Raw genomic sequence first — 24,621 nt, forward strand, 5'->3', positions numbered from 1 at the left:
AGAGGATCAGTGACTTTGCCCTTTTGAGGATCAACTGGGTTGCCCTGGGACATCACGCATCGCAATCACACCTCTCTTATTCGCAGCTATTTATGATATGGCTCCCCGCAGTTAATGCGGTAGCTCCGGTAAATCTGTTCCAGCAGAATAACCCGCATCAACTGATGCGGAAATGTCATTTTCGAAAAACTGAGCGCATAGTTCGAACGCTTCAGAACTTCCTCGCCAAGCCCTAAGGAACCACCGATCACAAAAATAATATGGCTCGTTCCCTGCACGCCGAGCGTATCTATTTTCTGGGCCAGCTCCTCGGATGTGAGCTGTTTTCCCTTAATTTCCAATGTAATCAGATAAGCGTCATCCCGGATATATTTGAGAAGGCGCTCTGCTTCTTTGTTTTTGATATTTGTCTCTACGGTTTCACTCGCGTTGTCCGGTGTCTTTTCATCCGCCACCTCGATAATTTCCAGCTTTGCATAGCGGCTGAGGCGCTTCGAATACTCGGCAATCGCATCCCGCAGATATTTTTCTTTGATTTTTCCTACTGTCAATACTGTAATTTTCATTCTGTAATCTTAAAACCCTTTCGGATATCTGTCAAAAACACCAAAAGCCATATAGATCACTTCTTGTCCGCGTCTATATGGCTTTTAGTTTAGAAAAGCAATGCCTTATGCATTTTTGCTTTTGATATACTCATCAATTCCTTTAGCTCCGGCTTTTCCGGCACCCATAGCAAGGATAACGGTTGCTGCACCTGTTACAGCGTCACCGCCGGCGTAAACGCCCTCTTTGCTGGTCTTTCCGGTTTCTTCCTCAGCTACGATACATTTTCTTCTGTTGACATCCAGACCGTAGGTGGTGGAAGAAATCAGCGGGTTCGGGGAAGTACCAAGAGACATGATAACTTCGTCTACTTCAATTTCGAACTCAGATCCTGGAATCTCAACCGGTCTTCTTCTTCCGGAAGCGTCCGGCTCGCCAAGTTCCATACGGATGCAGCGGATACCGGTTACCCAGTCTTTGTCGTCGGTCAGAATTTCTACCGGGTTGGTCAGAAGGTCGAAGATGATACCTTCCTCTTTTGCATGATGAACTTCCTCTGCACGGGCCGGAAGCTCTGCCTCAGAACGACGGTAAATAACGTGTACCTCTGCGCCGAGACGAAGTGCGGTTCTTGCAGCGTCCATAGCTACGTTGCCGCCGCCGACTACAGCAACTTTCTTGCCGTGTGCGATCGGGGTATCGTAATCATCGCGGAATGCTTTCATCAGGTTGTTTCTGGTCAGGAACTCGTTTGCGGAGAATACGCCGTTTGCGTTCTCACCCGGGATTCCCATGAACATCGGAAGGCCTGCACCGGAACCGATGAAGACTGCTTCAAATCCTTCGTCTTTTAACAGCTCGTCGATGGTAACGGATTTTCCGATGATAACGTTGGTCTCAATTTTAACACCGAGAGATTTTACGTTCTCGATTTCAGCGGCAACTACTTTGTCTTTCGGAAGACGGAACTCCGGAATACCGTAACTTAATACACCGCCGGCTTTGTGAAGTGCCTCGAAGATGGTTACATCGTAGCCAAGTTTTGCAAGGTCTCCTGCGCAGGTAAGACCTGCAGGGCCGGAACCGATAACCGCGATCTTGTGGCCGTTTTTCTCTGCTGCCGGAACCGGTTTGATACCGTTTTCTTTTGCCCAGTCAGCAACGAAACGCTCCAGTTTGCCGATGGAAACAGCGTCGCCTTTGATTCCGCGGACACATTTGCCCTCGCACTGGCTCTCCTGCGGACATACACGGCCGCAGACTGCCGGGAGTGCACTGGACTCACCGATAATTTTGTATGCTTCCTCGAAGTTTCCCTCTTTTACCTGTGCAATGAATGCCGGAATGTTGATATTAACCGGGCATCCTGTGATACATTTTGCATTTTTACAGCCCAGGCAGCGCTGTGCTTCTTCTACTGCTTCGTCTTTGTTGTATCCAAGACATACCTCGTCAAAATTTGTGGCACGTACCTTCGGCTCCTGCTCACGTACCGGTACTCTGTTTAATCCCTTTGCCATTATTTGTCACCTCCGCACTGGCCGCATCCACCGTGATGGGTTGCGCCTTCCTGGTATCTTAAGAGAGCTCTTCCCTCTTCTGTCTTATACATCTGCTGACGTTTCATAGCCAGGTCGAAGTCTACCAGATGACCGTCAAACTCCGGTCCGTCTACGCAGGCAAATTTTACTTCATTGCCTACCATTAGACGACAGGCACCGCACATACCGGTTCCGTCTACCATGATCGGGTTCATGCTTACAACGGTCGGGATGTTCAGTTCTTTTGTCAGAAGACATACGAATTTCATCATGATCATCGGTCCGATGGCAACACAGACATCATACTGTTTGCCCTGGTTCTGTACAAGGTCGCGGAGTACATCGGTACCCATACCTTTTCTTACGTAAGAACCATCGTCTGTGGTTATGTACAGATTGCTGACAGCAGACATTTCTTTCTCGAGAATAACGAGATCTTTTGTCTTTGCTCCGACAATGGCGTCAGCAGTGATTCCATGCTCATGCAGCCATTTTAACTGCGGGTAAACCGGTGCAGTTCCAACACCGCCGGCTACGAATACGATCCGTTTTTTCTTCAGTTCTTCGATATCTTCGCTGCAGAACTCGGACGGCTGCCCCAGAGGTCCTACGAAATCCATGAAAGCATCTCCCGCTTTGAGATCTTTCATTTTTTTGGTAGATTCTCCGATCGGCATGAATACGATGGTGATAGTTCCTGCTTCTCTATCGTAATCACAAATGGTCAGAGGAATTCTTTCTCCTTCTTCATCTGCCTTGACAATAACAAACTGTCCAGGGAGGCAGTGCTGTGCTACTCGCGGTGCTTCTACTACCATACGGTAGATATTATTCGCGAGCATTTCCGCTTCTTGAATCTTGTACATAATATCCTCCTAATCTTGTTAGAAATATTTTAACAAAAGCACGACTTGGATTTTCGCGCATTTTATGTTAATACTTTATCACGTTTCCGGTTATTTGTAAACAACGGACAACATCTTTTCCCATCATCCGTGTTCCTCCAGATAATTTTCGAACTGTTCCATGGACATCAGAACTTTTCTCGGCTTGGTTCCTTCCTCCGGTCCTACGACACCGGCATCCGCGAGCTGGTCCATGATTCTGGCCGCGCGGTTGAAACCGATTTTCAGCACTCTCTGGAGCATGCCGATCGATGCCTTATCTTTTTCGATGATAAATTTTCCGGCTTCCACGAAGTAATTATCGCGGTTATCTCCGCCGCCTGCGGCAGAACCGCCATCCAGGCTTACGGTGTGAATCCGTTTTTCGATATCCGGATCATAAGCGTTCTCGCCGTAGTGATCTTTTAAGTAGGCAACGACATCGCTGACCTCTTTATCCGAAACAAAGGATCCCTGCAGACGGGCCGGTTTCTGGTAATCCTGCGGCTTGTAGAGCATATCGCCTTTTCCAAGCAGTTTTTCCGCACCTCCCATGTCGAGGATCGTACGGGAATCTACGCTGGAAGAAACCGAGAATGCAATACGGGACGGCATATTTGCCTTGATAAGACCAGTGATGACATTGACGGAAGGTCTCTGTGTTGCAATAATCAGATGGATGCCGGCCGCACGGGCAAGCTGTGCCAGACGGCAGATCGCATCCTCCACTTCTCCCGGCGCAACCATCATCAGGTCGGCAAGCTCATCCACGATAATGACGATCTGCGGCAGTTTTTCCGGTTTTTTGCCGTTTTCATCCGGCGGCAGCTCGGCAACTTTTGCATTGTAGCCTTTCATATCGCGCACGTTGAATTCCGCAAATTTGTTATAACGGTCTGTCATCTCCGCAACCGCCCAGTTCAGAGCTCCGGAAGCCTTTTTCGGGTCTGTGACAACAGGAATAAAAAGGTGCGGAATGCCGTTATAAACAGAAAGCTCAACGACCTTCGGGTCGATCATGATCAGTTTGACGTCTTCCGGTTTTGCCTTATAAATAATACTCATAATCAGTGTGTTGATGCAGACCGATTTACCGGAACCGGTCGCACCGGCGATCAGAAGATGAGGCATTTTCGCGATATCTGCGATGACCGGCTGACCGGCGATGTCTTTTCCGACAGCAAAGGCCAGATTCGAAGAAAAGTTCTTAAACTCCGGTGTTTCAAGAAGATCACGCAGCATCACGGCCGTGTTCGTCTTATTTGGAACCTCGATTCCGACTGCGGATTTTCCCGGGATCGGTGCCTCAATGCGGACATCTGCTGCTGCAAGACTCAGCTTGATATCGTCGGTCAATCCGACAATCCGGCTTACTTTCACGCCCTGTTCCGGCATCAGCTCATACCGTGTGACGGTCGGTCCGCAGCTTACGTTATTGACTGTAACTTTGACACCGAAGCTGTCCAGCGTCTCCTCCAGTTTCCGCGCTACTTCCCGCAAATGCGCATCGGAATCGCCCATGGCACCGCGCATCCCTTTTTTCAGAAGATTCATCGGCGGTGTTTTGTACTCCGGCCGCTTTTCCTCTGCTTTTTTCCCGATTTCCTGACGAATGCCGTCTATATCCGCCTCGATCTCTTCACAGGAAGACCGCGGATTTCTCGTATGATCCGCAGACGTTTTCTCTTTTTTCGCCTCTTCTGCAGCTTGCCGTGTCATCTCCGGTCCTGTCTTTTCCGGCTCTTCAGCCGGCACAGAACCACGGTGAATCGAAAGCTCCGGCGTCTCCATCTGATGGGTATCGTCGTTTTCGTTTAAATCAGCCTTCGATTCCACATGAGAAAGAAGGCGGGATTTCTTTTTCTTCCCGGCTTTTTTCGGTTCCTCCACTGGCTCAAGAATCAGCTCTTTTCCTTCCTCTTCCTCCATCGCAGCTTGGCGCGCCAGACGCTCCTGGCGGCGCTCCTCCGCCATCCGGCGGTGGTCATTCGTCTTTTCATGGATCGGCGCGAGAATCGGCTTCTGCGTCATCACGATCACGGAAATCACGATGGCGATCACAATAATCACCCACGCACCGATCTGGCCGAATCCCATGCCGAGAATTTTCACGACAGACCCTCCTAAGATTCCTCCGCCGAGATGATCGTAGGCGCTGTCAAAATAGTAATCCAGAAATGTCGTATCTCTCGTATAGCCGGACGCCAGAAGCTGCATAAAAGCGCAGAAAAAGACGAAGCAGCTGATCGCTCCCCCGGTTTTCCGCACAATTAAAAAGTTCTGTCTGTTTGCTATGTAAAATGCTGTTCCAAAGAAGATCAGAACCGGTGCTGCCCACTCTGTCACGCCGAAAAGGCCGAAAAAGAAGTCGCAGACAGCCTGTCCGATCACGCCGCCCATACCGAAATTACTGAGCATCAGCAGAATCGAAACAGCAAGCACGGAAAGCAGAATAATTTCTGCGCGCACTCCCTCGTCCATCGGCTCACGGACTGTGTTTTTCCTTGTGCCGGAGGTACGTTTTGCGGTACTGCTCTTTTTCGCCGTTGTTTTTCTGGCCGTTGTTTGGGTCTGTTTCTTTTTTGCTGTTCCGGAAGCAGAAGTTTTTTTCTTTGTCTTCCCGCTTCCCTTTGTTGTATTTGCCATGCAGAACTTCTCCCCTTTCTCGTATTACAGCAGAAAATATCCTGCAATGGAGAATGTCCCGACAAGAAGACAGTACAAAGCAAAATATTTCAGTTTCCGTTTTTTCACCACACGCATCAGAATGCGGATCGTAAAGTAACCGGCAAGTGCCGCCATGAAAACGCCGACCAGATATACCGGATGAAAAACAATTTTATTTTTTCCCATGGTCGCAATTTCAACGATCGTTGCCCCGATAATCGCCGGAACACTCACAATCAGAGAGTATTTCACAGCGTACGAACGGGTCATGCCGCCGATCACACACGCAGAAATAGTCGAACCAAGACGGGAAAGACCCGGAATCGTGGAAAAGCCTTGGAAGAATCCGGCAATCAGTGCATCTTTCGGCTTCAAATTTTTCTGCGTTTTTTCTCCCTCCGGAAGCATATCTGCCACCACAAGCAGAATCGCCGTCAGATACAGACCAACGCCAGGTGCCAGCAGATTCGAGGAGGTCAGTGTGACAAGGCTCTGAATCATGCCGCCGATTACAGCAGTCGGGATGGTGGTCAGAATCAGCAGGAAAGCAAGCATACGGTAGTTGCTGCCGAGTACCTTCCGGTACTGCTTTCTCTCCTGATGCTGACTGGAAAAGTGTTCCTTTAAATTATGAAACAGATCGATTATGATTCCGCACAGCGCGAGGAAGAGACGTTTCCATTCCTTCGAAAATGTGAGCAGAATTGCAATCATGGAGCCAAAGTGCAAAAGCACATTGAAAAACACCGTCTGCGTATCTTCGATCTTCATAAAGTGACGGAAGATAATCAGATGTGCGGAGCTGCTGATCGGCAGGAATTCCGTGATTCCCTGGATCAGGCCCAGAAATAAAGCTTCTATTACTGTCATTTTTTTATCCTGTTCCCTTATTTTTCTCTTTTGTGAAAGTCCGGCCAAAACTTCCGTTCGAATTTTCACAGCGAACTCATTCTAACACAAAATCCCCTGAAACACAAGCCGCGCCGTGAAGTCAATTTTCTGTCCCTGCTGCCTTTTTCATCAGCTCATTCAGCTTTTCGAGCGCGCGGGCAATGCCGCCGACCTCGTCGATCAGGCCTTCTTCCACTGCCTGCGGGCCGTCCAGCATTGTTCCGACATCCTTGACCAGCATTTTCGTATCGAGCATCAGCTCCTCGAGCCGTTCCTTGGTGATTTTAGAATGGGCCGATACAAAACCTGTGATCCGATCCTGCGTCTTTTCCATATTACGGTACGTCTGTGCAACACCGATGAACATGCCGTTTGTACGCACCGGGTGAATGACCATGGTGGCACTCGGCACGATCAGCGAATAGTCTGCTGCAACGGCGAGCGGGACACCGATCGAATGACCACCCCCTAAAACGAGCGATACCGCAGGCTTTCGCATGGACGCAATCATCTCTGCAATTGCAAGACCGGCCTCCACATCTCCGCCTACGGTATTCAGGAGAATCAGAAGACCATCAATACTTTTGTCCTCCTCGGCACGGGCAAGAGCAGGGAGAATGTGCTCATAGCGCGTCGCTTTCGTGCGCTCGCCGAGTGATTCATGCCCCTCCACCTCGCCGATGATGGACAGCAGATAAATGTTGGTCTTCAGTTCTACAATATTTTCTTTTTCTGTCTGGTTTTTCTGTGATTCTGCCATACGGATTTCCTCTTTTCTGCTATTCCAAAATAGCTTCATCAGTATGCGCAGATTCTTATGATTCTATGTAATTTCCAGTGAAATTACTCGTCCAGGTTGGTATATACGTACTGTACGTCGTCGTCGTCATCCAGCAGATCCAGGGTACGGTTCAGGTCTTTTAATGCCTGCGGATCGGTCAGCTCTACGTAGGTCTGTGGGATCATGGTAACGTCTGCCTCTGCCATGGCGATACCGTCTTTCTCCAGAGCCTCACGTACTGCGGAGAAGTCATCCGGATCGGTGATGATTTCGTAGCTGTCCTCTTCGTCTGCGAAGTCTTCTGCGCCTGCATCCAGAGCAAGCATCATCAGATCGTCAGCATCCATTTCGCACTCTTCTTTGTCGATGATGATCTGGCCTTTTTTGTCGAACATGTAGGATACGCATCCCGGTGTTCCAACGCTTCCGTTTCCTTTGGTGAAAGCGCTTCTTACGTTTGCTGCGGTACGGTTCTTGTTGTCGGTCAGAGTCTCTACGATGATCGCGATACCATTCGGGCCATAACCTTCGTAGGTGATACGCTCGTAGTTGTCTGCGTTTGCATCTCCGGCAGCTTTTTTAATACCGCGGTCGATGGTATCGTTCGGCATGTTGTTTGCTTTTGCTTTTGCGATAACGTCTCGCAGCTTGCTGTTGTTTGCCGGATCCGGTCCGCCCTCTTTGACAGCGATTACGATCTCACGGCCGATGATGGTAAAGATTTTACCTTTTTTTGCGTCGTTTTTTTCTTTCTTATGCTTAATATTGGCAAATTTTGAATGTCCTGACATACCTCTTTTGTCTCCTTTATTTAAAGTATTACTTTTCTGTAAAAAGGTTTCCCCGAAAAACGGCAGAAGCCCATATAATATAGAATATAGCACGATCTTTCTCATTCGTCAACCGTGAACCGCGCCAAAAATACCCCTTATGTAGGCAGATCTAGGCTGATTTTCAGTGCTTCGTTCACAAGGGCCAGCTGTTCCGGCGTCAGATGACAGATTTTATCTTTCAGCCTTCTCTTATCGATCGTCCGAAGCTGTTCCAGTAAAATAACAGAATCCCGTACAATCCCATAGGCGGACGCTTCGATCTCAATGTGCGTCGGCAGCTTCGCCTTATTCATCCTCGATGTAATCGCCGCACAGATCACCGTCGGACTGTGCCGGTTGCCGATGTCATTCTGAATGATCAGCACCGGACGGACACCGCCCTGCTCACTTCCCACAACGGGCCGCAGGTCGGCATAATATACATCGCCACGCTTGATTACCACTTGTGCTCACTCTCCGATTCTTTCCGTTTTGCTTTCCCATACGATAACGATCCGGCGTTTTACGCCTTTTAAAATCGTTTCCATGTATTTAATATTGCCTGTTTTTCCGGAGGTATTCACAAATTTCATCCGGCGCTTCAAAAAAGTCCGCCCGGAGTCCTTTTGGGAACCCGTGATTCTGATCTGCTTTGCTCAGATTGACTGCAATCCTCTGATAATCTCGGATGCTGTTACATAGGAAGCACTGCTTTTTTCTTCCGCAGCCTCTCCCGCCTTTCCATGCGCATATGCCGCCAGTGCCGCTGTTTTGGCAAGGCTGATTTTTTTCTCGTTTTTTTCACACTGACGTTTTGCTGCAAAGGCGCCTGTGATTCCCGCGAGCACATCGCCGCTTCCCGCCGTCGCAAGCGCACTGCTTCCGCTTGTGTTTATGTAATACTGCTCACGCCCTTCCTCTGCTGTCACGGTTACGGAATCCTTTCGTACACAGCAGGCCTGGTATTTTTCGGCTGCCCTTCCGGCGCTTCCTGCCGGGTCACGCTGGCATTCTGCAATGGTCATGTGCAGCAGCCGTGCAAGCTCTCCTACATGAGGCGTTAAAATTTTTTCTGCCCGGCAGCCCGAAAGAATCTCTGCATCTTCTGCAATCAGGTTCAGCGCATCTGCATCCAGAACAAGAGGAACTTCTGTGTGCTGCACCGTAAAAACGAGCAGTTCTTTTGCCGTCCGGCTTTTGGAAAGTCCCGGTCCCGCAACAACAGCGTCCGCCCAGGCGAGATCCTGCAGCAGGGCTTCTTCCGGAAGCGGCTCATCCTCCTTCCAGAAATCCGCCATTGCTTCCGGCAGGGCACAGAAAAGCGGCGTACGGTTTCTTTCCTCTGTCACAACCTTTACCATGCCGGCACCGGATGCAAGGACTGCCCTGGCACACAAAACAGCGGCTCCGCACATGGCACCGGAACCGGCAAGTACCAGCACCTTTCCGAAGGTTCCCTTATTTCCCATCGGCGTGCGGGTAAGAAACCGGTCCAGATCTTCTTTTTCCACTGAACCGTACCAGGGCGTCTCCTCTTCTCCTGCATCAAAGCCGATTCCGATATCACGGACCAGGACCTCTCCGGCATATCGTTTTCCGGGATCAAAGAGAAGCCCTGGCTTTGCACAGGCAAATGTCACCGTGGCTCTGGCTTTCACCGCCGCATCAAGGACCTCTCCGGTATCCGTGTGGATCCCCGAAGGGATGTCCACGGCAAGAACAGGAACACCGCTTGCGCAGATTGCTTCCACTGCCCTCCGGTACTCCCCTGCCAGCGGACGGGATACGCCAATTCCAAAGATGGCATCTATGATAACAGTATATTCCCGGAAATCCGGATTCTTAACCTCACGGACCCCATAATTTTCCGCAATTTTCTTCTGTGCTCTCATGCCTTCACTGTATTTTTCCGGATTTCCAAGACAGAACAGTTCCGCATCCACCCCTTTCGTCTTTAAAATCCGTGCAATTGCCGCACCGTCCCCTCCATTATTTCCGGGACCGCACACAGCAAGGACTTTTCCTGTATCCCATGTTCCATTTTGAAGCTCCTCCACGCAGGACAGCGCTGCGCGCTCCATCAGTACCAGGGACGGTACCCCCATGGTTTCGATCGTATTGCGGTCTGCCTGCTTCATCTGTGCTGCTGTAAGAATCCGTTTCATCGCTTTTCCTCCTTTTCCTGCCTTATCCGGAAAGTGAACAGAAAAAGTCTCCGGTTTCCCGAAGACTCTCCTGCTTTTGTTTTGGTTTCTTAATTGTTCTTTGGATGCTCCGCCTCATATCTGGTCAGATTGTAGGAGAGACGCATCAGACTTTCGGAAAGATGGACGTTCTCGACGATCACATCTTTCGGAAGTTTTAAGTTTAGATCGGTATGTGCAAAATTCCAGATTGCTTTTACACCGTTGTCCACGAGAATCTCTGCCATCTCTACCGCTTTTGCTTTTGGCAGTGTCAAAGCCGCAATCTCTACATGGTGTTCCTTGATAAATTCCGGAAGCTCGTCCGCCATGCGGATTTCAATTCCGCGCACGGAGATTCCTTTTAATACCGGGTTGACGTCAAAAATACCGACCGTTTTGAATCCGCTTCTTTCAAAGGCCGCATAATTAGCAAGCGCCTGTCCCAGATTTCCGGCTCCGACAAAAATCATATTGTGGACTCTGTCCAGACCTAAAATTTTTCCAATCTCGCTGTACAGATACCGCACGTTATAACCATACCCCTGCTGGCCGAAGCCGCCGAAATTATTTAAATCCTGGCGAATCTGGGAAGCTGTCACTTTCATCCGCTCGCTCAGCTCACCGGAAGAGATCCGTTCTACTCCGTCCTCCAGCAATTCGCCCAGGTAACGATAATATCTAGGAAGTCTTTTGATAACTGCCCGCGAAATTCCTTTTTCTTCCAAGATAAATTCCTCCTTATTTACACCTGCATATATTCATATTATATATGGTTGATAGAAAATTGTCAAAGATTTCTTGAAATTTTGTGTATTACTCTCTATAATAAGGATGGTGTATTATGTCAAAATACAGAAATATGTTATCTGGAGGAACCACATGATTCTTGCATGTCAGAATATCTCGAAAGCATTCGGGACAACGGAAATTATCAAAAATGCATCTTTTCATATAGAAGAACGCGAAAAAACCGCACTGGTCGGCATCAACGGTGCCGGAAAATCGACGCTGTTAAAAATCATCATCGGCGAAATGAGGGCCGATGAGGGAGAGGTCATCCTCTCCAAAGGAAAGACGATGGGCTATCTCGCCCAGCATCAGGATCTGACCGGACACCTTTCCATTTACCAGGAAGTGCTGACCGCGAAACAGAATCTGATCGATATGGAGGAACGCCTCCGTCAGATGGAAAGTGATATGAATACAAAATCCGGTGCAGAGCTGGATGAACTTCTTTCCACCTACACCCGCCTCTCCCATACCTTTGAACTGGAAAACGGATACGCGTACCGCAGTGAAGTCGTCGGTGTTTTAAAAGGTCTTGGCTTTTCCGAGAGCGATTTTGAAAAACAGGTGGACTCCCTCTCCGGCGGTCAGAAGACCCGCGTGGCACTTGGTAAACTGCTGCTCACCAAACCGGACATCATTCTGCTCGACGAGCCGACCAACCACCTCGATATGGACTCGATCTCCTGGCTCGAAACGTATCTTTTAAATTACAGCGGAGCCGTCCTGATCGTCTCCCATGACCGTTACTTTCTCGACCGCGTTGTCACAAAAGTCGTTGAAGTGGACAATAAAAAAGTAACAACTTTTGAGGGAAACTATACCGCCTACAGTCAAAAAAAAGCAATGCTCCGTGAAGCCGCTTACCATGCCTGGGTCAACCAGCAGCAGGAAATCCACCATCAGGAAGAAGTCATTGCAAAGCTGAAATCTTTCAACCGCGAGAAATCCATCAAACGCGCCGAGAGCCGTGAAAAAATGCTGGACAAAATGGATGTGCTGGAAAAGCCGACCGAAGTACGCTCCGATATGCGGATCCGTCTGGAACCGCGCATCACAAGCGGAAACGATGTGCTGACCGTCGAGCACCTCTCCAAAGCCTTCCCGGGACAGACGCTTTTCCAGGATCTGAATTTCGAAATCAAGCGCGGGGAGCGCGTCGCAATCATCGGAAACAACGGAACGGGAAAAACGACGATCTTAAAGATCTTAAACGAAGTCATCCGCCCGGATGCCGGCTCTTTTACACTTGGAAGCCGTGTACAGATCGGTTACTACGATCAGGAGCATCAGGTGCTCCACATGGAAAAGACCATTTTCCAGGAGATTTCCGACGCGTATCCGTATCTGACAAACACCGAAATCCGAAATGTGCTGGCCGCCTTCCTGTTTACAAACGACGATGTCTTCCAACCGATTCATACCTTGAGCGGCGGTGAGCGCGGACGAATTTCTCTTGCCAAGCTGATGCTCTCGAACGCCAACTTCCTGATCCTCGACGAGCCGACCAACCACCTCGATATCGTATCAAAGGAGATTCTGGAAAACGCGCTGAAGGATTACACTGGAACGGTACTGTACGTTTCCCACGACCGTTACTTTATCAATCAGACTGCAACCCGGATTCTGGAGCTGACGGGACAAACACTCGTCAACTATATCGGAAATTACGATTACTATCTGGAGAAAAAAGAAGAGCTGACCCGCATCTATGCTCCTGCTGCCGATGCCGCCGCTCCGGAAGAAACAGCGGCTCCTTCCGAAGCCTCCTCCACAAAGCTGGACTGGAAAGCGCAGAAAGAAGAACAGGCACGTCTCCGCAAGAAAGAAAACGAGCTGAAAAAGACGGAGAAACGAATTGAAGAGCTTGAGACACGCGATTCGGAAATTGATGAGGAAATGTCGAAACCGGAAGTCGCAACGAATGTGGCAGAGTGTGTGAAATTAAGCAAAGAGAAAGCAGAGATTGCCGCGGAACTCGAAGAGCTGTATGAAAAATGGGAAGAGCTTGCCGAATAGGCCTGGTTTTCCCCGGAAAATTCAAAACAGAAAAAGCCGGTCCGGCGCATCCCTTTTTGCGGGAATGCCGGATCGGCTTTCTTTTTTGCTTCGTTTAATTATTTCTCCAGCTCCTCGCGGATGGCCAGGATGAAATCACGGCTGTTTAATACGGTCGGATTTTCCATGGTGGTGATCAGCGCAAGGTCTTTTGTCATTTTTCCGCTCTCGATCGTTGCGATCGTTGCTTTTTCCAGACGGTCTGCAAATGCGGAAAGTTCTGCGTTTCCATCCATTTCCCCGCGTTTTCTGAGTGCGCCGGTCCATGCAAAAATGGTGGCCACGGAGTTGGTGGATGTCTCCTCACCTTTTAAGTGACGGTAATAGTGGCGCTGTACGGTTCCGTGCGCAGCCTCGTACTCGTAATATCCGTGCGGGGATACGAGAACAGAAGTCATCATCGCAAGGGAACCGAAGGCGGAGGATACCATGTCGCTCATGACATCGCCGTCGTAGTTCTTGCAGGCCCAGATAAAGCCGCCCTCTGCTTTCATGATGCGGGCAACGGCGTCGTCGATCAGAGTGTAGAAGTAGGTAATGCCTGCTTCTGCAAATTTCTCTTTGTACTCTGCATCGAAGATCTCCTGGAAGATATCCTTGAAGCGGTGATCATACTTCTTGGAAATCGTATCCTTGCTTGCAAACCACAGATCCTGTTTCGTGGACAGTGCGTACTCGAAACAGCTTCTCGCAAAGCTTTCTATGGAGTTATCCAGATTGTGCATGCCCTGAATGACACCGGCGCCGGTGAAGTTGTGGATCAGCTCTCTTGTCTCGGTGCCGTCCTCAGCCGTATAAACCAGCTCTGCTTTTCCCGGTCCCGGAATGCGCATTTCTGCATTTTTATAGACATCTCCGTATGCATGACGGGCAATCGTGATCGGTTTTTTCCAGTTGCGCACGCACGGCTCGATGCCTTTTACGACAATCGGGGTACGGAAAACGGTTCCGTCGAGCATGGCACGGATCGTTCCGTTCGGGCTCTTCCACATTTCTTTCAGATTGTACTCGGTCATACGCGCTGCATTCGGCGTAATGGTGGCACATTTGACTGCTACACCGTATTTCTTGGTAGCGTTTGCGGAATCTACGGTTACCTGATCGTTCGTCTCGTTTCTGTGTTCCAGTCCCAGATCGTAATATTCCGTTTTCAGGTCAATAAACGGGAGAAGCAGCTCATCTTTGATCATTTTCCAGAGAATTCTGGTCATCTCATCTCCATCCATCTCTACCAGAGGAGTGGTCATCTGAATTTTTTCCATAGTAGGCCTCCTTTTTCTATTCCCGTTTATTGTATAAAGTATCCTATAGCTTGTCAAGTCAAAATTCGCCTGATTTTTTGGCATTTTCCCATAAATTCACACAATTTTTGCAGGATGAGAGGTGTTTTCCTTCATTTTTCTTTTTTTATGCTGCCGCACAGTGTCTCACAGAAGAGACAGAAAACGGTCTGTTTGAAGCATCCCATGCCCCTGACGGTTGCGCGGAAGGCCAAGGTCTCTCGCCGATTCGCAAAGCAGCATTTTCGCCTGGACATTTGTAAGATCCGGAACCCGTTCAAGTGCCAAAGCCACGGCTCCGGACACCCGCGGTGCCGCCATCGAGGTGCCGCTCTTCACCACATATTCCTTCCTGCTTCTTCCAGGCGCGCAGGAAATGAGACGTTTTCCAGGCGCGACAAGATCCGGTTTGCAGACGCAGTCCCGTGTCGGGCCGCATCCGGAGATTCCTCTTCTTGGCTCCAGCAGATCGCCCGCTCCCACGGTGATCACTTTTCTGCTGCTCCCCGGCGCCGTAATACTGCCCGGAGCGGGCCCCAGATTTCCGGCCGCTGTCACAACAGTGATCCCGTCATCCCAGGCGCGCTCCACCGCCTGTACTAGCAGATCATCCACCGTTTTTTCCTGCTCTGTTGTTCCCACTGAAATATTTAAAATGCGGATATTAAGTCTTATTCGCTCTTTGCACACCCAGTCAATCGCCGCGAGGATATCCTGCTTTCTTCCATTTCCCCTTCGGTCCAGAATCTTCACTACGACAAACCGGCATCCCGGTGCCGCACCCTGGTATTTTCCGCCGGACGCTCTTCCACTTCCGCCAAGGATACCACAGACATGCGTTCCGTGTCCATTGTCATCGTAAGGCGTCTCCCGCCCGTACACAAGATCCCGGAAGGCTACAATCCGGCCGTCAAAATCCATATGGGGAAAAATCCCTGTATCCAGCACGGCGGCTGTAATTCCTTTTCCTGTCAGATTTTCCTGCTCTTTCATCCATAAGTCCCTGTGTATTCTTATCTTATGGTATGCAAAAAAGGCTGCCTTTCGCAAAGAACAGCCTTTTTGTTTTTCTTTTCTATACTTAAAACTGAATCTGCTTTTCCCCTTTCCGTTTCCAGAGAGCTGCTGCAAGCGGGATGCCGCAGAGCTCAGCCAGGACAAAGGCGCCCCATATCAGATTCAGGTTTCCAAATCCTTTGAGAAGAAATGCAAACACCAGCGGCAGAATCGCCTGGCGTGTCATGGATATGTACATACTTTCTTTTCCAAGGGAAAGTCCCTGCAGCGCCGCCTGATAGATCAGACCTGGAATCGAAAGCAGATAGGCACCGACAGAATGCGGAGCGCCGGGACTCCAATGCGCATCAGATTGTCCGAGGCATCATATTGTATGTATGGCAATAAAAAACAGGAAGATATCTGCCAAAACCGTTTCGGTAAAGATCTTCCTGTCCTTTTTTCAGAAACTTTTCAAAAACATTACTTCTGCTGCTCCATTCGCTTCAGTTCCGGCAGAACCAGAATCAGCATGGTGATAAAGCAGAGACTTCCGCCGATTACGTTTGATACCGGTTCGGCAAGGAATACACCGTCCGTTCCCATGTGGAGTACGTACGGCATCAGATAGGTGAGCGGTACAACAATGAAGACTTTTCGGAGCAGGGAGAAAAAGATCGCCTGCTTCTTTTTATTCAGAGATTTGAATACGGTCTGTCCAATGTACTGCAGATCCATGAAAATGAATGCTGCAAAGTACTGCTTCAGAGCCGGAACCGCATCTGCGGTCAGTACCGCATCCGAACTGAAAATACCGATCAGCGCATGCGGCGCCAGAACAATCACGCTCCACATCACTGCGGTATAGCCGAGGATCATCGCACTCATGACACACATCGCCTTGCGCACGCGGGCCGGACGGCGTGCACCGTAATTATAGCTCAAAATCGGAGAAGTTCCCTCATTCATTGCATAGATCGGTGTCTCGACGAGCTGACGCACGCTCGATACGATCGTCATAACAGAGATGTAAATATCACCGCCGGTCACAGAGAGTACGTTGTTGCAGCAGATCGTGACAAGGCTGTTGGTCAGCTGCATGATAAATCCCGCGGTACCGAGGCTGACAATATTTTTCGCATAGCCTGCACACTCAGAAATTTCATTTTTCCGCACAAAGCGCACTTTCAGTTCCGATTTCCGGGTCAGGAAATACAGAACGAACACTGCGGAAAGTGTCTGGGAAATCACAGTTGCAATCGCAGCCCCCTGCACACCAAAGCCAAACACAAAGATAAACAGCGGGTCAAGCAGCAGGTTTGCGACCGCTCCGATCGTGACGGAAAGCATACCAACGGTCGAGTAGCCCTGCGCGTTGATGAACGGGTTCATGCCGGTTGCCACCATCGACGGCAAAGTTCCGATCAGATAAATCATCATATAAGGATACGCGTAGACCATCGCATCTGCCGATGCGCCGAACAGTGATAGCAGTGGACGGGCAAACAAAAAGCCGATCACCATCAGTATGACAGCACAGACACATACCATGGAATACGACGTATTCATAATACGTTCCGCCTTTTTTTGATCATTCTTTCCACGCTCAATCGAAAACAGCGGAGCGCCGCCGCTTCCAAACAAGTTGCTGAATGCTGTGATGATAACGATCAGCGGAAAGCACAGACCGACTGCACCGAGTGCCGCCGTTCCTACCTCCGGGATCCGCGCGATGTAGACGCGGTCTACAATATTGTACAGCAGACTCAAAATCTGAGCAACCAGCATCGGGAGCGCTGCCCCGAAGATGTTTCCGGTTACGGTTCCATGTTCGAAATCAATTCGTTTCATTTGTTCCCTCATTCCCTTCTTTTTCACTTGCTTTTCAGTATAGCATGGCGTATTCTATATGTAAATTATTGTTTTTATATTGAAATTGAATAATTTTTATATAGTTTTTTCAGGAGGATTTTTATGGAACTTCGACAACTCGAATACTTCCGCGCCATCGTGGACGCGGGAACCATCAGCGGGGCGGCACGGGTGCTGCATATGACACAGCCGCCGTTAAGTTATCAGATCAAAATGCTGGAGGAAGAGCTTCAGGTGCCTCTTCTCATCCGCGGTACAAAGAAAATCACCCTGACCGAGGCAGGAAAAACACTGTATGAACAGGCAGGAACGCTTCTGATGCTTGCGGATCTCACCAGGCGCGAAGTCGTAAAATCCAGTCAGTCTGCGACACTCCACATCGGCATGACGCCATCCACCGTTTCGCTGCTCGCCGACTATCTCCTGCGATTTTCCCGGAAATACCCGCACATCCATTTTGATGTCCACGAGGGTTCTACCTTTGCTTTAAAAGACCAGCTCGAAAATCACATGGTGGATCTCACCACGCTCCGCACGCCAATCGTTTTAAATGGCTGCGAGACGAAGACCCTTTTAAAAGAGAGCATCACCGCCATGGCACTCCCTTCTCACCCGCTTTTTGCCGGGCGTGAAACCCTTTCGCTTACGGAACTTGCCGAGCAGCCGCTGATTCTGTCGAACCGCTACCGGAAATACATGCTCTCCGCTTTCGAGCAGGCGGGTCTGTTCTGCGATATCTATCTCACCTGCGAGGACGCCCGCACGGCAATGACAATGGCAGAAAAAGGCCTTGGCATCGCTCTTCTGCCGGCCTCCATGCTGAATCTTACCCATAAATTAAAGGCCTGCACCATCACAGATGCAGACCTTACAACCGAAATCCTGCTTGCCTGGCGCAAGGGGCGCCTTCCGTCTGAACTTCGGGCTTTTCTGGAATTGTGGGATGAAAATGACTCCCTCAATAATCAAATTCATGTTCCCCAACCGTAATCGTCTGCGTCAGTTTTTCATTCTGATACGGTTTACGGATCTCAATTAGATTCAGAACGGTGTAACCACGCTTTCTCAAAAATTCAATCATCCTGTGGTTATTGGGATGGACATAGTTGTAAACCGTATCGTTTCCATAAGAAGCTGCAATTTCTTCTGCCTTGCCATGCAGTGCGGCAGCGACTCCCTGCCGGCGGTACTCTTCTCTGACAAAGATGGATTCCACCCACACCACCTCGCTCTCAATACGACAGACAACATAACCTGCGTATTCGCCATGCACCGTAGCGGCAAACACTGGAAATCCTGCTAAAAGGTATTCCTTCATTTCTTCCCGTCCGTCTTCCACGTTCGGTTTTGATGCAATTCCTTTATAGGAACGCAGTTCTACTCGAAACAGCGCAACCATTTCTGCAAGGGCATCGTTTACCTGCCTGATTTCTACCAGTTCTATTTTTTTCATGGTTTCTCTCTCCTGCCACTGTCGTTCTTTTTCCTATTTGCAATTCGTCTCGCTGCTCATATCCGTGATCGAAGTATATCAGGCTTCTTTTCTCTTGCGAAACAAATATTCATCCAATTGTTTCCGAATCGTTTCCGGTATTTCTCTTGCCACCGGGCAGACCGCTGCGTTTGCGAATCTTCTGGTAAATACTGTCAGGAAATCAATATCTTTTTGCAGCTGCTCCATCGACATCACATCTTTGACATCGTAGCGGCAGTGAATCGGGGCGACATTTCCGTTGGCAATACGCGCAAACGAAACAGCCGGAACCCCATGATCGGCAAATGGCGTGGAATCACTGGAATAGACGCCGTTTTCTGCTGCGATTGGAAAGCCAACTTCTGCAGCCATATAGCTGATGTAATGGGTAAGCTTTTCTTCTGCCGATACGCAGGCGATAAATTTTCCCATATACGTTCCGATCATGTCCAGATTGATGTTCAGTACGATCTGTCTCAACTCTTTCTCATGATCTCTGACATACGCCTTCGATCCTAAAAGTCCTCTTTCTTCGCTTCCGCAGAATACAAACCGAAGACCATAATTCAGCTCTTTCCCTTTCATCTGCTCCATGATTCCAAGAAGCCCTGCGCATCCGCTCATGTTGTCATATGCACCATGCGAAAGCGATGTCGTATCATAATGCGCGCTTAAAACGATCCATTCTTCTCTTTTTCCCGGCAATTCTGCAATCACATTATGGGATTCTCCATCGTATTCCTTCTGCCGGATTTCCAGACGGATCTGTTTTACTTTATTTTTCACAAGTTCTACTGCCTGTGCGGAGTGAATCATAGCGCAGAGCACTTTCTTTTCCTCTCCGACAACGGCTTCCCGAAGATCTCTCTGATCAATGTCTGTATGTGGGTAATAGCTGTTTCCATATTGGAACAGAATCGCTTTCGCGCCTGCTTTCATCAAATCCTGGTACGCAAAAAATCCGATTCCCTGCGTATCCATCAGCACAATTTTATCTTTTGCACCGGCAACGGAAACCGGATCGGTTCCCGGCATATAGTAGAGTTCGCCTTCGACACTTCCGCTTCCGCAGCATGTGAGAGCTTTGCATGAAATTTCCATCCCGTCTGCATACAAATGTGCCTCTTCGATTTCGCCCATCGCAACGCGGAAACCTTCCAGTTTTGCCGGGACTCCTAATGCTTCACACTGCTCCTTTAAATAGTTTGCAACCTGCAATTCTTCTTTTGTACCGCTTGCATGTACAAAATCTGTCTGGTCAAAAATAGATTTTAACTTCATATTTTTAGTTCTCCTTTATAACCATTTTTTCTGTATATCATTTGCTAACATAACCATGTTATTTCGTACAACTTTTTTAAAAAACTGTGATGGTGTATCTGTTCCTCTTTCTCATTCCCATGATTTATGTTTTTTCCAGAGCTCAGAGAGACTCGATCAGTCCTTTGATTCCCTGCTCTTTATAGATATCTTTATAGTATTGGACTTCATCCTTGATCAGCTCATCGATCACCTGCATGCCAAGCAGCTCCACCGGCGCCTGGTCATCTGTGAGGATATAATTTCCTTTCTGATATTCTGTAAGATTTGACGTAACTTCCTGCATCATATTTTTCAGGTTTACGTTTGTAAGTTCCCCCGTATGTTTCGTCAGATTCTTTACGATGTCCGAATCGTCCGACGCAAAGAGTTCCCGGTTGGACGATCCTGCCACATCCACTGTAACCGCTGTATCAAAGACACTTCCAATCGTATCCGAAAGGTACTGATTGATGTTTCCTTCCTTCATTCCACGCATATTCATGTTTACCACCATAACGCCATCGTCCTTCAGATGTGATTTGACCAGTTCAAAGAACTCTTTGGAGGACATCTGGAATGGAATTGTGATATCCTGATATGCATCGACCATAATCACATCATACGTTTTCTGCGATGCATTTAAAAACGCTCTTCCATCGTAAGTAGTCACCGGAATATCCTCGGAAAGTGAAAAATATTTCCGCGAGAGATCCGTGATCTTTTCATCAATCTCTACACCCTCAATGTTCATGTTCCCAAAATATTTCTTACACTGTGTGGCGTAGGTTCCCGTACCCATGCCAAGGATCAGCACATCCATCTGATCTGTCGGCTTGTCTTTGATCATAAGCGGCGCCGCCATCGCATAATCATAGTACATTCCGGTCAGTTCATCCTGCTTCATATAGACAGACTGTACGCCAAACAGAACATTGGTAGACAATGCTACTCTCTTATCATTTTCGTACACCTGAAGATAGTTGTATACAGACTCTCCCTCATATGTCAGGTTGTTTTCCCAGAATGCGAAGGAATCGGAATAACCTGTTCCACAGCAGAACGCGAAAATAAGTACCGATGCAATCACTTTCTTTTTCCCTGCTTTTTCCATCACAAAATACACGATGGATAACGCAAGTAAAATTCCCGCAAAGATCAGAAAAGTGATCGATGTTCCAACCGCAGGGATCGTAACAAACGTCGGCACAAAGGTACCAATAATGCTGCCGATCGTATTGAATGCTCCCAGTGTTCCCACCGTTTTTCCGTTATCATCCAGATTGCTCACCGAATATTTGACCAGCGACGGAGTTACCGTACCCAGTAAAAATAACGGGAACACAAAAATTACCATACAGGCCACAAACGCAGCCAGGATCAGAAAATTGTTATTTACGGAAAAAATCAGAACCGCAGAAATGCCAACAATGATATATTTTCCGACCACGGGAATTAACGCAATCCATAAAGCAGCTACGATGATACGTCCATAGAGCTTGTCCGGATTGGGCGACTTGTCCGCCGTTCTGCCTCCATAGATATTTCCCAGTGCCATAGCAATCATGATGGTTCCGATGATGATCGTCCATACAATCTGTGAAGAACTAAAATACGGGGCAAGCAGCCTGCTCGCACCAAGTTCTACCGCCATCACAGACATTCCGGAAAAAAATTCTGTCAGATACAAAAATAACTTGTTTTTTAAGATGCCACGATTTTTTCTTTCCATGTCGACTCCTTTTTTATTTTATCTTTTTGCTGCCATCATGCCGGCAAAAGAGTGAAACATACCGCAAAATGGAACGCACAGAATGCGGAAATGATTTTTCAAACGCGCTCTACTATCATACTATAGACTTCTTTGGAATTTTGCAATATATTTTTCCATGACTCTTAATGTCCAAACAGCCATCCCATATTTTTTTCATCCCGACAGAACAGATAACCGCCTCCGTGCTGATAAGTCACTTTCGTTCCTGCAAAGTAATTTTTCTCTTTTATATCCAGTACCAGCAAATTGTCTATTTCGGATTTTGCTAAACCCTGCTCTGCATACAGCTCATATAAAATCTGATACGCTTCTTTAAACGGTTCTGATCCATAATATTCATCACTTTCGCCAATCACAAAATAGACCGGTGTTTTTGCCTCTGTCACCGGTTCATATGCTCCATCCCATTTGGAGCTGCACATGAGCGCTGCAGTAAACAGTTCCGGCTTTTTTCCCAGGATCAGCGCCAGCGTTTCTCCTCCGCCGGAATAGCCGTTACTATATACTTTTTCCGGTTCTGCTGCCCCTTCTGATGCTGCTGCCCCTTCTGTTTCTTCCAGCTCTGTCATTTCTTCTGTGTTTCTTTTTTCTTCTGTATCCTTTGAATCCTCTATCTGTTCAGATCCCGCTGCCGGAACATCCATATTCCTTTTTCCAGCGCTTTTAAAAAACTATCTGGATAGCAGAAGCGATATAGCAAAAATAGCAAAGCAAACCGTAATCAGCATTATTTTTCTTTTTGTCATAATGTGAATTCCTCCTTTTTTTACTATTTTTAATCATAGCAAAACGAGACCTCCATAAGAAGTCTCGTTTTTTTCAGTCATAACCTTTCCGTTTATTCTTCTGGTCAAAGCTCTACCACTTTCGTTGCCAGCTTTCTGGCAAACCTTGCATCATGCTCCACGATCAGCATCGTTGGCTGGAACTGCGCAATCAGTTTCTCAATCTGCATCCGTGAAAATACATCAATATAATTCAGCGGTTCATCCCACAGATAGAGATGCGCAGGTGTTAAAAGGCTGGCAGCAATCAATACTTTTTTCTTCTGTCCCTCGGAAAATTCCTCCATGTTTTTTACAAACTGTTCTCTGTCCAGATCCAGGCTGCGCAACATGGAAAGGAGCATTGGCTCATCAATTTCCTGCTTTTTGGCAAATTCTTTCAGCGTTCCGGACAGATGCGAGGTATCCTGGTTGATATAGGAAATAACGAGATTTGAGGCAATCGAACAGGTACCCGTTGCCATTATATTTTCGCCGGAAAGATTTTCGCATCCGGACATCGTAATTTTCCGCTTTTCGATTCCGCCATTGGAAGAATTTTGCAGGTTCTGCGTCAGAATATACTTGATCAGGCTGGATTTTCCACAGCCATTTTTTCCTTTCAGAAAAACACGGTCTCCTTGTTTCAGTTCAAAATTCAATCCGGTGATCACATTCTCTTTTCCATCCCGGTATTTTAAGGAAAAATCCCTGCATTCGATCAGCCGTTCTTTGTAATGGGAAAGCGGCATAATCTTTAAATCTTTTACCGTTTCGATATCTTTTAACAGCCCTTCCTTTTTCTCGATCTCCCGGTCCATTCTCTCCTCGTACGCTTTGACGCGCGACTGCATTTTCTTCGTCTTTGCTCCGATATACGATCGTGTCGATATCGATCTGTCATGTTCTTTGGCTGGATCATATCCAATCTTGGTATTTTCATTTTTTTCTGCCCAGCGCGAAGAACAATCGGCGGCTGCCTTTAGTTTTCCAATTTCTTTTACACGTTTTTCATGTTCCATTCTGGCAAAATGATCTGCTTTTTCCTTGTTTTCCCACCAGCTGGAAAAATTGCCGCTCTGTACTTCGATCGAGGCCCGGTTTAAAACCAGCACATGATCGATGCAGGCATCCAGCAGATCCCTGTCGTGGGATACCAGAATAAATCCTTTTTTTGACGCCAGATATTTTTTGATAATCTCTCTGGCGTCCTGATCCAAATGGTTGGTGGGTTCATCGATCAGCAGAAAATCATTTTCACCGGAAAAAAGGACTGCAAGCATAACCCTGGTCCGCTCCCCAAAGCTTAACGTACCAAATGGTCTGTACAAAAGTTCTGCGTCCATATCCAGTTTTTCCAATTCACAAAGAACTCTCCAGCTCTCTACTCCCGCTTTCCAGTCTTCCATCAGCTCCGCTGCTGTCCGTTCCAGATCTTTTTGTTTCACCGGATACGGAAAATAATCGAAGACAACCGAGCGGGTGATCGCTCCCTGGTATTCGTATTTTCCCAGGAGTAACTGAAGAAACGTTGTCTTTCCCTTTCCGTTTCTTCCCACAAAACCAAGCTTCCAGCTGGTGTCGATTGAAAACGATACATTTTCAAAGATTGTATCATAACTTCCTTCATACCCAAAAGTTAGATTACTGACATTGATCTGTGCCATAAAAACTCCCTTCTGCCTGTTTTTCTTTTTCTCACGCATAAAAAATTCTGCCTAGAGTATTTAAAAAGCGAGCCCGCTTTGCGTACGCAAAACAGACCCGCATCCTAAACAGACACAGCGTGCATGGCACTGGTGTCGGAACATAACGAATCGTCTGAGTATCTAATTTAAGCGTACACAAAATAACCTGTTTCAAACAGGTCCTATCAAAATACAATTGTGTTTTCCAGCTTAAATTATTTCAGATACATTCCCTCACCTTTACACGTTCATGTTCTTTCTTTTTTTCTAGTTAGCAACCACCAGTTCAACTGGTGGTTTATTATTAGCCCTCCAAAGGGCT

At 47.9% G+C, this 24,621-nt stretch carries 23 protein-coding genes; 3 read left to right on the top strand and 20 right to left on the bottom strand.

What is annotated here, in order from left to right:
* Positions 1-86 precede the first annotated feature (86 nt).
* The 11 genes from rlmH to DWX00_RS18905 form a co-directional block, all read right to left on the bottom strand.
* Positions 87-566, bottom strand: coding sequence for a 23S rRNA (pseudouridine(1915)-N(3))-methyltransferase RlmH (rlmH, locus tag DWX00_RS18860; RefSeq protein WP_117508974.1), 480 nt, complete (start codon positions 564-566; stop codon positions 87-89).
* A 105-nt stretch (positions 567-671) separates the two neighbouring features.
* Positions 672-2,066, bottom strand: a complete 1,395-nt coding sequence (gene gltA, locus DWX00_RS18865) for an NADPH-dependent glutamate synthase (protein WP_022462566.1) — start codon at positions 2,064-2,066, stop codon at positions 672-674.
* Entirely contained in the window at positions 2,066-2,953 is an 888-nt protein-coding gene (locus DWX00_RS18870) for a sulfide/dihydroorotate dehydrogenase-like FAD/NAD-binding protein (protein ID WP_055217977.1), read from the bottom strand. Before DWX00_RS18870 ends, gltA begins: the two co-directional genes overlap by 1 nt.
* A gap of 123 nt (positions 2,954-3,076) precedes the next feature.
* Entirely contained in the window at positions 3,077-5,617 is a 2,541-nt protein-coding gene (locus tag DWX00_RS18875) for an FtsK/SpoIIIE family DNA translocase (protein ID WP_055267847.1), read from the bottom strand.
* A 24-nt stretch (positions 5,618-5,641) separates the two neighbouring features.
* Positions 5,642-6,508 carry an undecaprenyl-diphosphate phosphatase gene (locus DWX00_RS18880; RefSeq protein WP_022462569.1) on the bottom strand — a complete coding sequence of 289 codons (867 nt, stop codon included), beginning with the start codon at positions 6,506-6,508 and terminating at the stop codon, positions 5,642-5,644.
* Positions 6,509-6,629: 121 nt separating this feature from the next.
* The gene (locus DWX00_RS18885; protein WP_022462570.1) at positions 6,630-7,289 is read right to left on the bottom strand and encodes a ClpP family protease; all 660 of its coding nucleotides are present in this window, start codon (positions 7,287-7,289) and stop codon (positions 6,630-6,632) included.
* Between the two features lie 83 nt (positions 7,290-7,372).
* Complete coding sequence (locus tag DWX00_RS18890) at positions 7,373-8,101, bottom strand: YebC/PmpR family DNA-binding transcriptional regulator (protein ID WP_022462571.1); 729 nt, start codon at positions 8,099-8,101, stop codon at positions 7,373-7,375.
* A gap of 137 nt (positions 8,102-8,238) precedes the next feature.
* Positions 8,239-8,586 (bottom strand): type II toxin-antitoxin system PemK/MazF family toxin, encoded by a 348-nt coding sequence (locus DWX00_RS18895; protein WP_022462572.1) that lies wholly within the window; start codon positions 8,584-8,586, stop codon positions 8,239-8,241.
* Positions 8,587-8,592: 6 nt separating this feature from the next.
* Entirely contained in the window at positions 8,593-8,715 is a 123-nt protein-coding gene (locus tag DWX00_RS20335) for a hypothetical protein (protein ID WP_256372849.1), read from the bottom strand.
* A gap of 63 nt (positions 8,716-8,778) precedes the next feature.
* The gene (locus DWX00_RS18900; RefSeq protein ID WP_022462573.1) at positions 8,779-10,287 is read right to left on the bottom strand and encodes a bifunctional ADP-dependent NAD(P)H-hydrate dehydratase/NAD(P)H-hydrate epimerase; all 1,509 of its coding nucleotides are present in this window, start codon (positions 10,285-10,287) and stop codon (positions 8,779-8,781) included.
* 89 nt (positions 10,288-10,376) lie between these two features.
* A complete protein-coding gene (locus DWX00_RS18905; protein WP_022462574.1) occupies positions 10,377-11,033 on the bottom strand; it encodes a redox-sensing transcriptional repressor Rex in 657 nt (218 codons plus the stop codon).
* 154 nt (positions 11,034-11,187) lie between these two features.
* On the opposite strand from DWX00_RS18905, the gene DWX00_RS18910 reads away from it, so the two are divergent.
* Positions 11,188-13,113: an ABC-F family ATP-binding cassette domain-containing protein gene (locus tag DWX00_RS18910; RefSeq protein ID WP_117812762.1), complete on the top strand. Its 1,926-nt coding sequence runs from the start codon at positions 11,188-11,190 to the stop codon at positions 13,111-13,113.
* A 98-nt stretch (positions 13,114-13,211) separates the two neighbouring features.
* Here DWX00_RS18910 and DWX00_RS18915 read toward each other — a convergent pair whose 3' ends face one another.
* From DWX00_RS18915 to DWX00_RS18925, 4 genes are all read right to left on the bottom strand, one after another.
* A complete protein-coding gene (locus DWX00_RS18915) occupies positions 13,212-14,414 on the bottom strand; it encodes an NADP-dependent isocitrate dehydrogenase (RefSeq protein WP_055217983.1) in 1,203 nt (400 codons plus the stop codon).
* 165 nt (positions 14,415-14,579) lie between these two features.
* The gene (locus tag DWX00_RS18920; RefSeq protein ID WP_055227885.1) at positions 14,580-15,425 is read right to left on the bottom strand and encodes a S8 family peptidase; all 846 of its coding nucleotides are present in this window, start codon (positions 15,423-15,425) and stop codon (positions 14,580-14,582) included.
* An 88-nt stretch (positions 15,426-15,513) separates the two neighbouring features.
* The gene (locus tag DWX00_RS19775; RefSeq protein ID WP_158578914.1) at positions 15,514-15,687 is read right to left on the bottom strand and encodes a hypothetical protein; all 174 of its coding nucleotides are present in this window, start codon (positions 15,685-15,687) and stop codon (positions 15,514-15,516) included.
* A gap of 224 nt (positions 15,688-15,911) precedes the next feature.
* Positions 15,912-17,279 carry an MATE family efflux transporter gene (locus DWX00_RS18925; RefSeq protein ID WP_118596001.1) on the bottom strand — a complete coding sequence of 456 codons (1,368 nt, stop codon included), beginning with the start codon at positions 17,277-17,279 and terminating at the stop codon, positions 15,912-15,914.
* Between the two features lie 123 nt (positions 17,280-17,402).
* Between DWX00_RS18925 and DWX00_RS18930 the strand changes: the two genes are divergently transcribed.
* Positions 17,403-18,290, top strand: a complete 888-nt coding sequence (locus DWX00_RS18930; RefSeq protein WP_117508979.1) for a LysR family transcriptional regulator — start codon at positions 17,403-17,405, stop codon at positions 18,288-18,290.
* Here DWX00_RS18930 and DWX00_RS18935 read toward each other — a convergent pair.
* From DWX00_RS18935 to DWX00_RS18945, 3 genes are all read right to left on the bottom strand, one after another.
* A complete protein-coding gene (locus DWX00_RS18935; protein WP_055227881.1) occupies positions 18,259-18,753 on the bottom strand; it encodes a GNAT family N-acetyltransferase in 495 nt (164 codons plus the stop codon). The genes DWX00_RS18930 and DWX00_RS18935 overlap by 32 nt on opposite strands.
* Before the next feature lie 78 nt (positions 18,754-18,831).
* Positions 18,832-20,055 carry a M28 family metallopeptidase gene (locus DWX00_RS18940; protein ID WP_118596002.1) on the bottom strand — a complete coding sequence of 408 codons (1,224 nt, stop codon included), beginning with the start codon at positions 20,053-20,055 and terminating at the stop codon, positions 18,832-18,834.
* 142 nt (positions 20,056-20,197) lie between these two features.
* On the bottom strand, positions 20,198-21,805 hold the full coding sequence (locus DWX00_RS18945; protein WP_117804095.1) for a spermidine synthase: 1,608 nt from the start codon (positions 21,803-21,805) through the stop codon (positions 20,198-20,200).
* A 51-nt stretch (positions 21,806-21,856) separates the two neighbouring features.
* Between DWX00_RS18945 and DWX00_RS20765 the strand changes: the two genes are divergently transcribed.
* Positions 21,857-21,931, top strand: a complete 75-nt coding sequence (locus DWX00_RS20765; protein WP_373141018.1) for a DUF6783 domain-containing protein — start codon at positions 21,857-21,859, stop codon at positions 21,929-21,931.
* A 38-nt stretch (positions 21,932-21,969) separates the two neighbouring features.
* Here DWX00_RS20765 and DWX00_RS18950 read toward each other — a convergent pair whose 3' ends face one another.
* Together DWX00_RS18950 and DWX00_RS18955 are read right to left on the bottom strand one after the other, a co-directional pair.
* Positions 21,970-22,491 (bottom strand): hypothetical protein, encoded by a 522-nt coding sequence (locus DWX00_RS18950; RefSeq protein ID WP_243037577.1) that lies wholly within the window; start codon positions 22,489-22,491, stop codon positions 21,970-21,972.
* A gap of 206 nt (positions 22,492-22,697) precedes the next feature.
* Positions 22,698-24,278: an ATP-binding cassette domain-containing protein gene (locus tag DWX00_RS18955; RefSeq protein ID WP_118596003.1), complete on the bottom strand. Its 1,581-nt coding sequence runs from the start codon at positions 24,276-24,278 to the stop codon at positions 22,698-22,700.
* Between the last annotated feature and the right edge of the window lie 343 nt (positions 24,279-24,621).

It is taken from the genome of Blautia sp. AF17-9LB, assembly GCF_003479185.1.
In the GTDB taxonomy this organism is placed as follows: Bacteria; Bacillota; Clostridia; order Lachnospirales; family Lachnospiraceae; genus Fusicatenibacter; species Fusicatenibacter saccharivorans.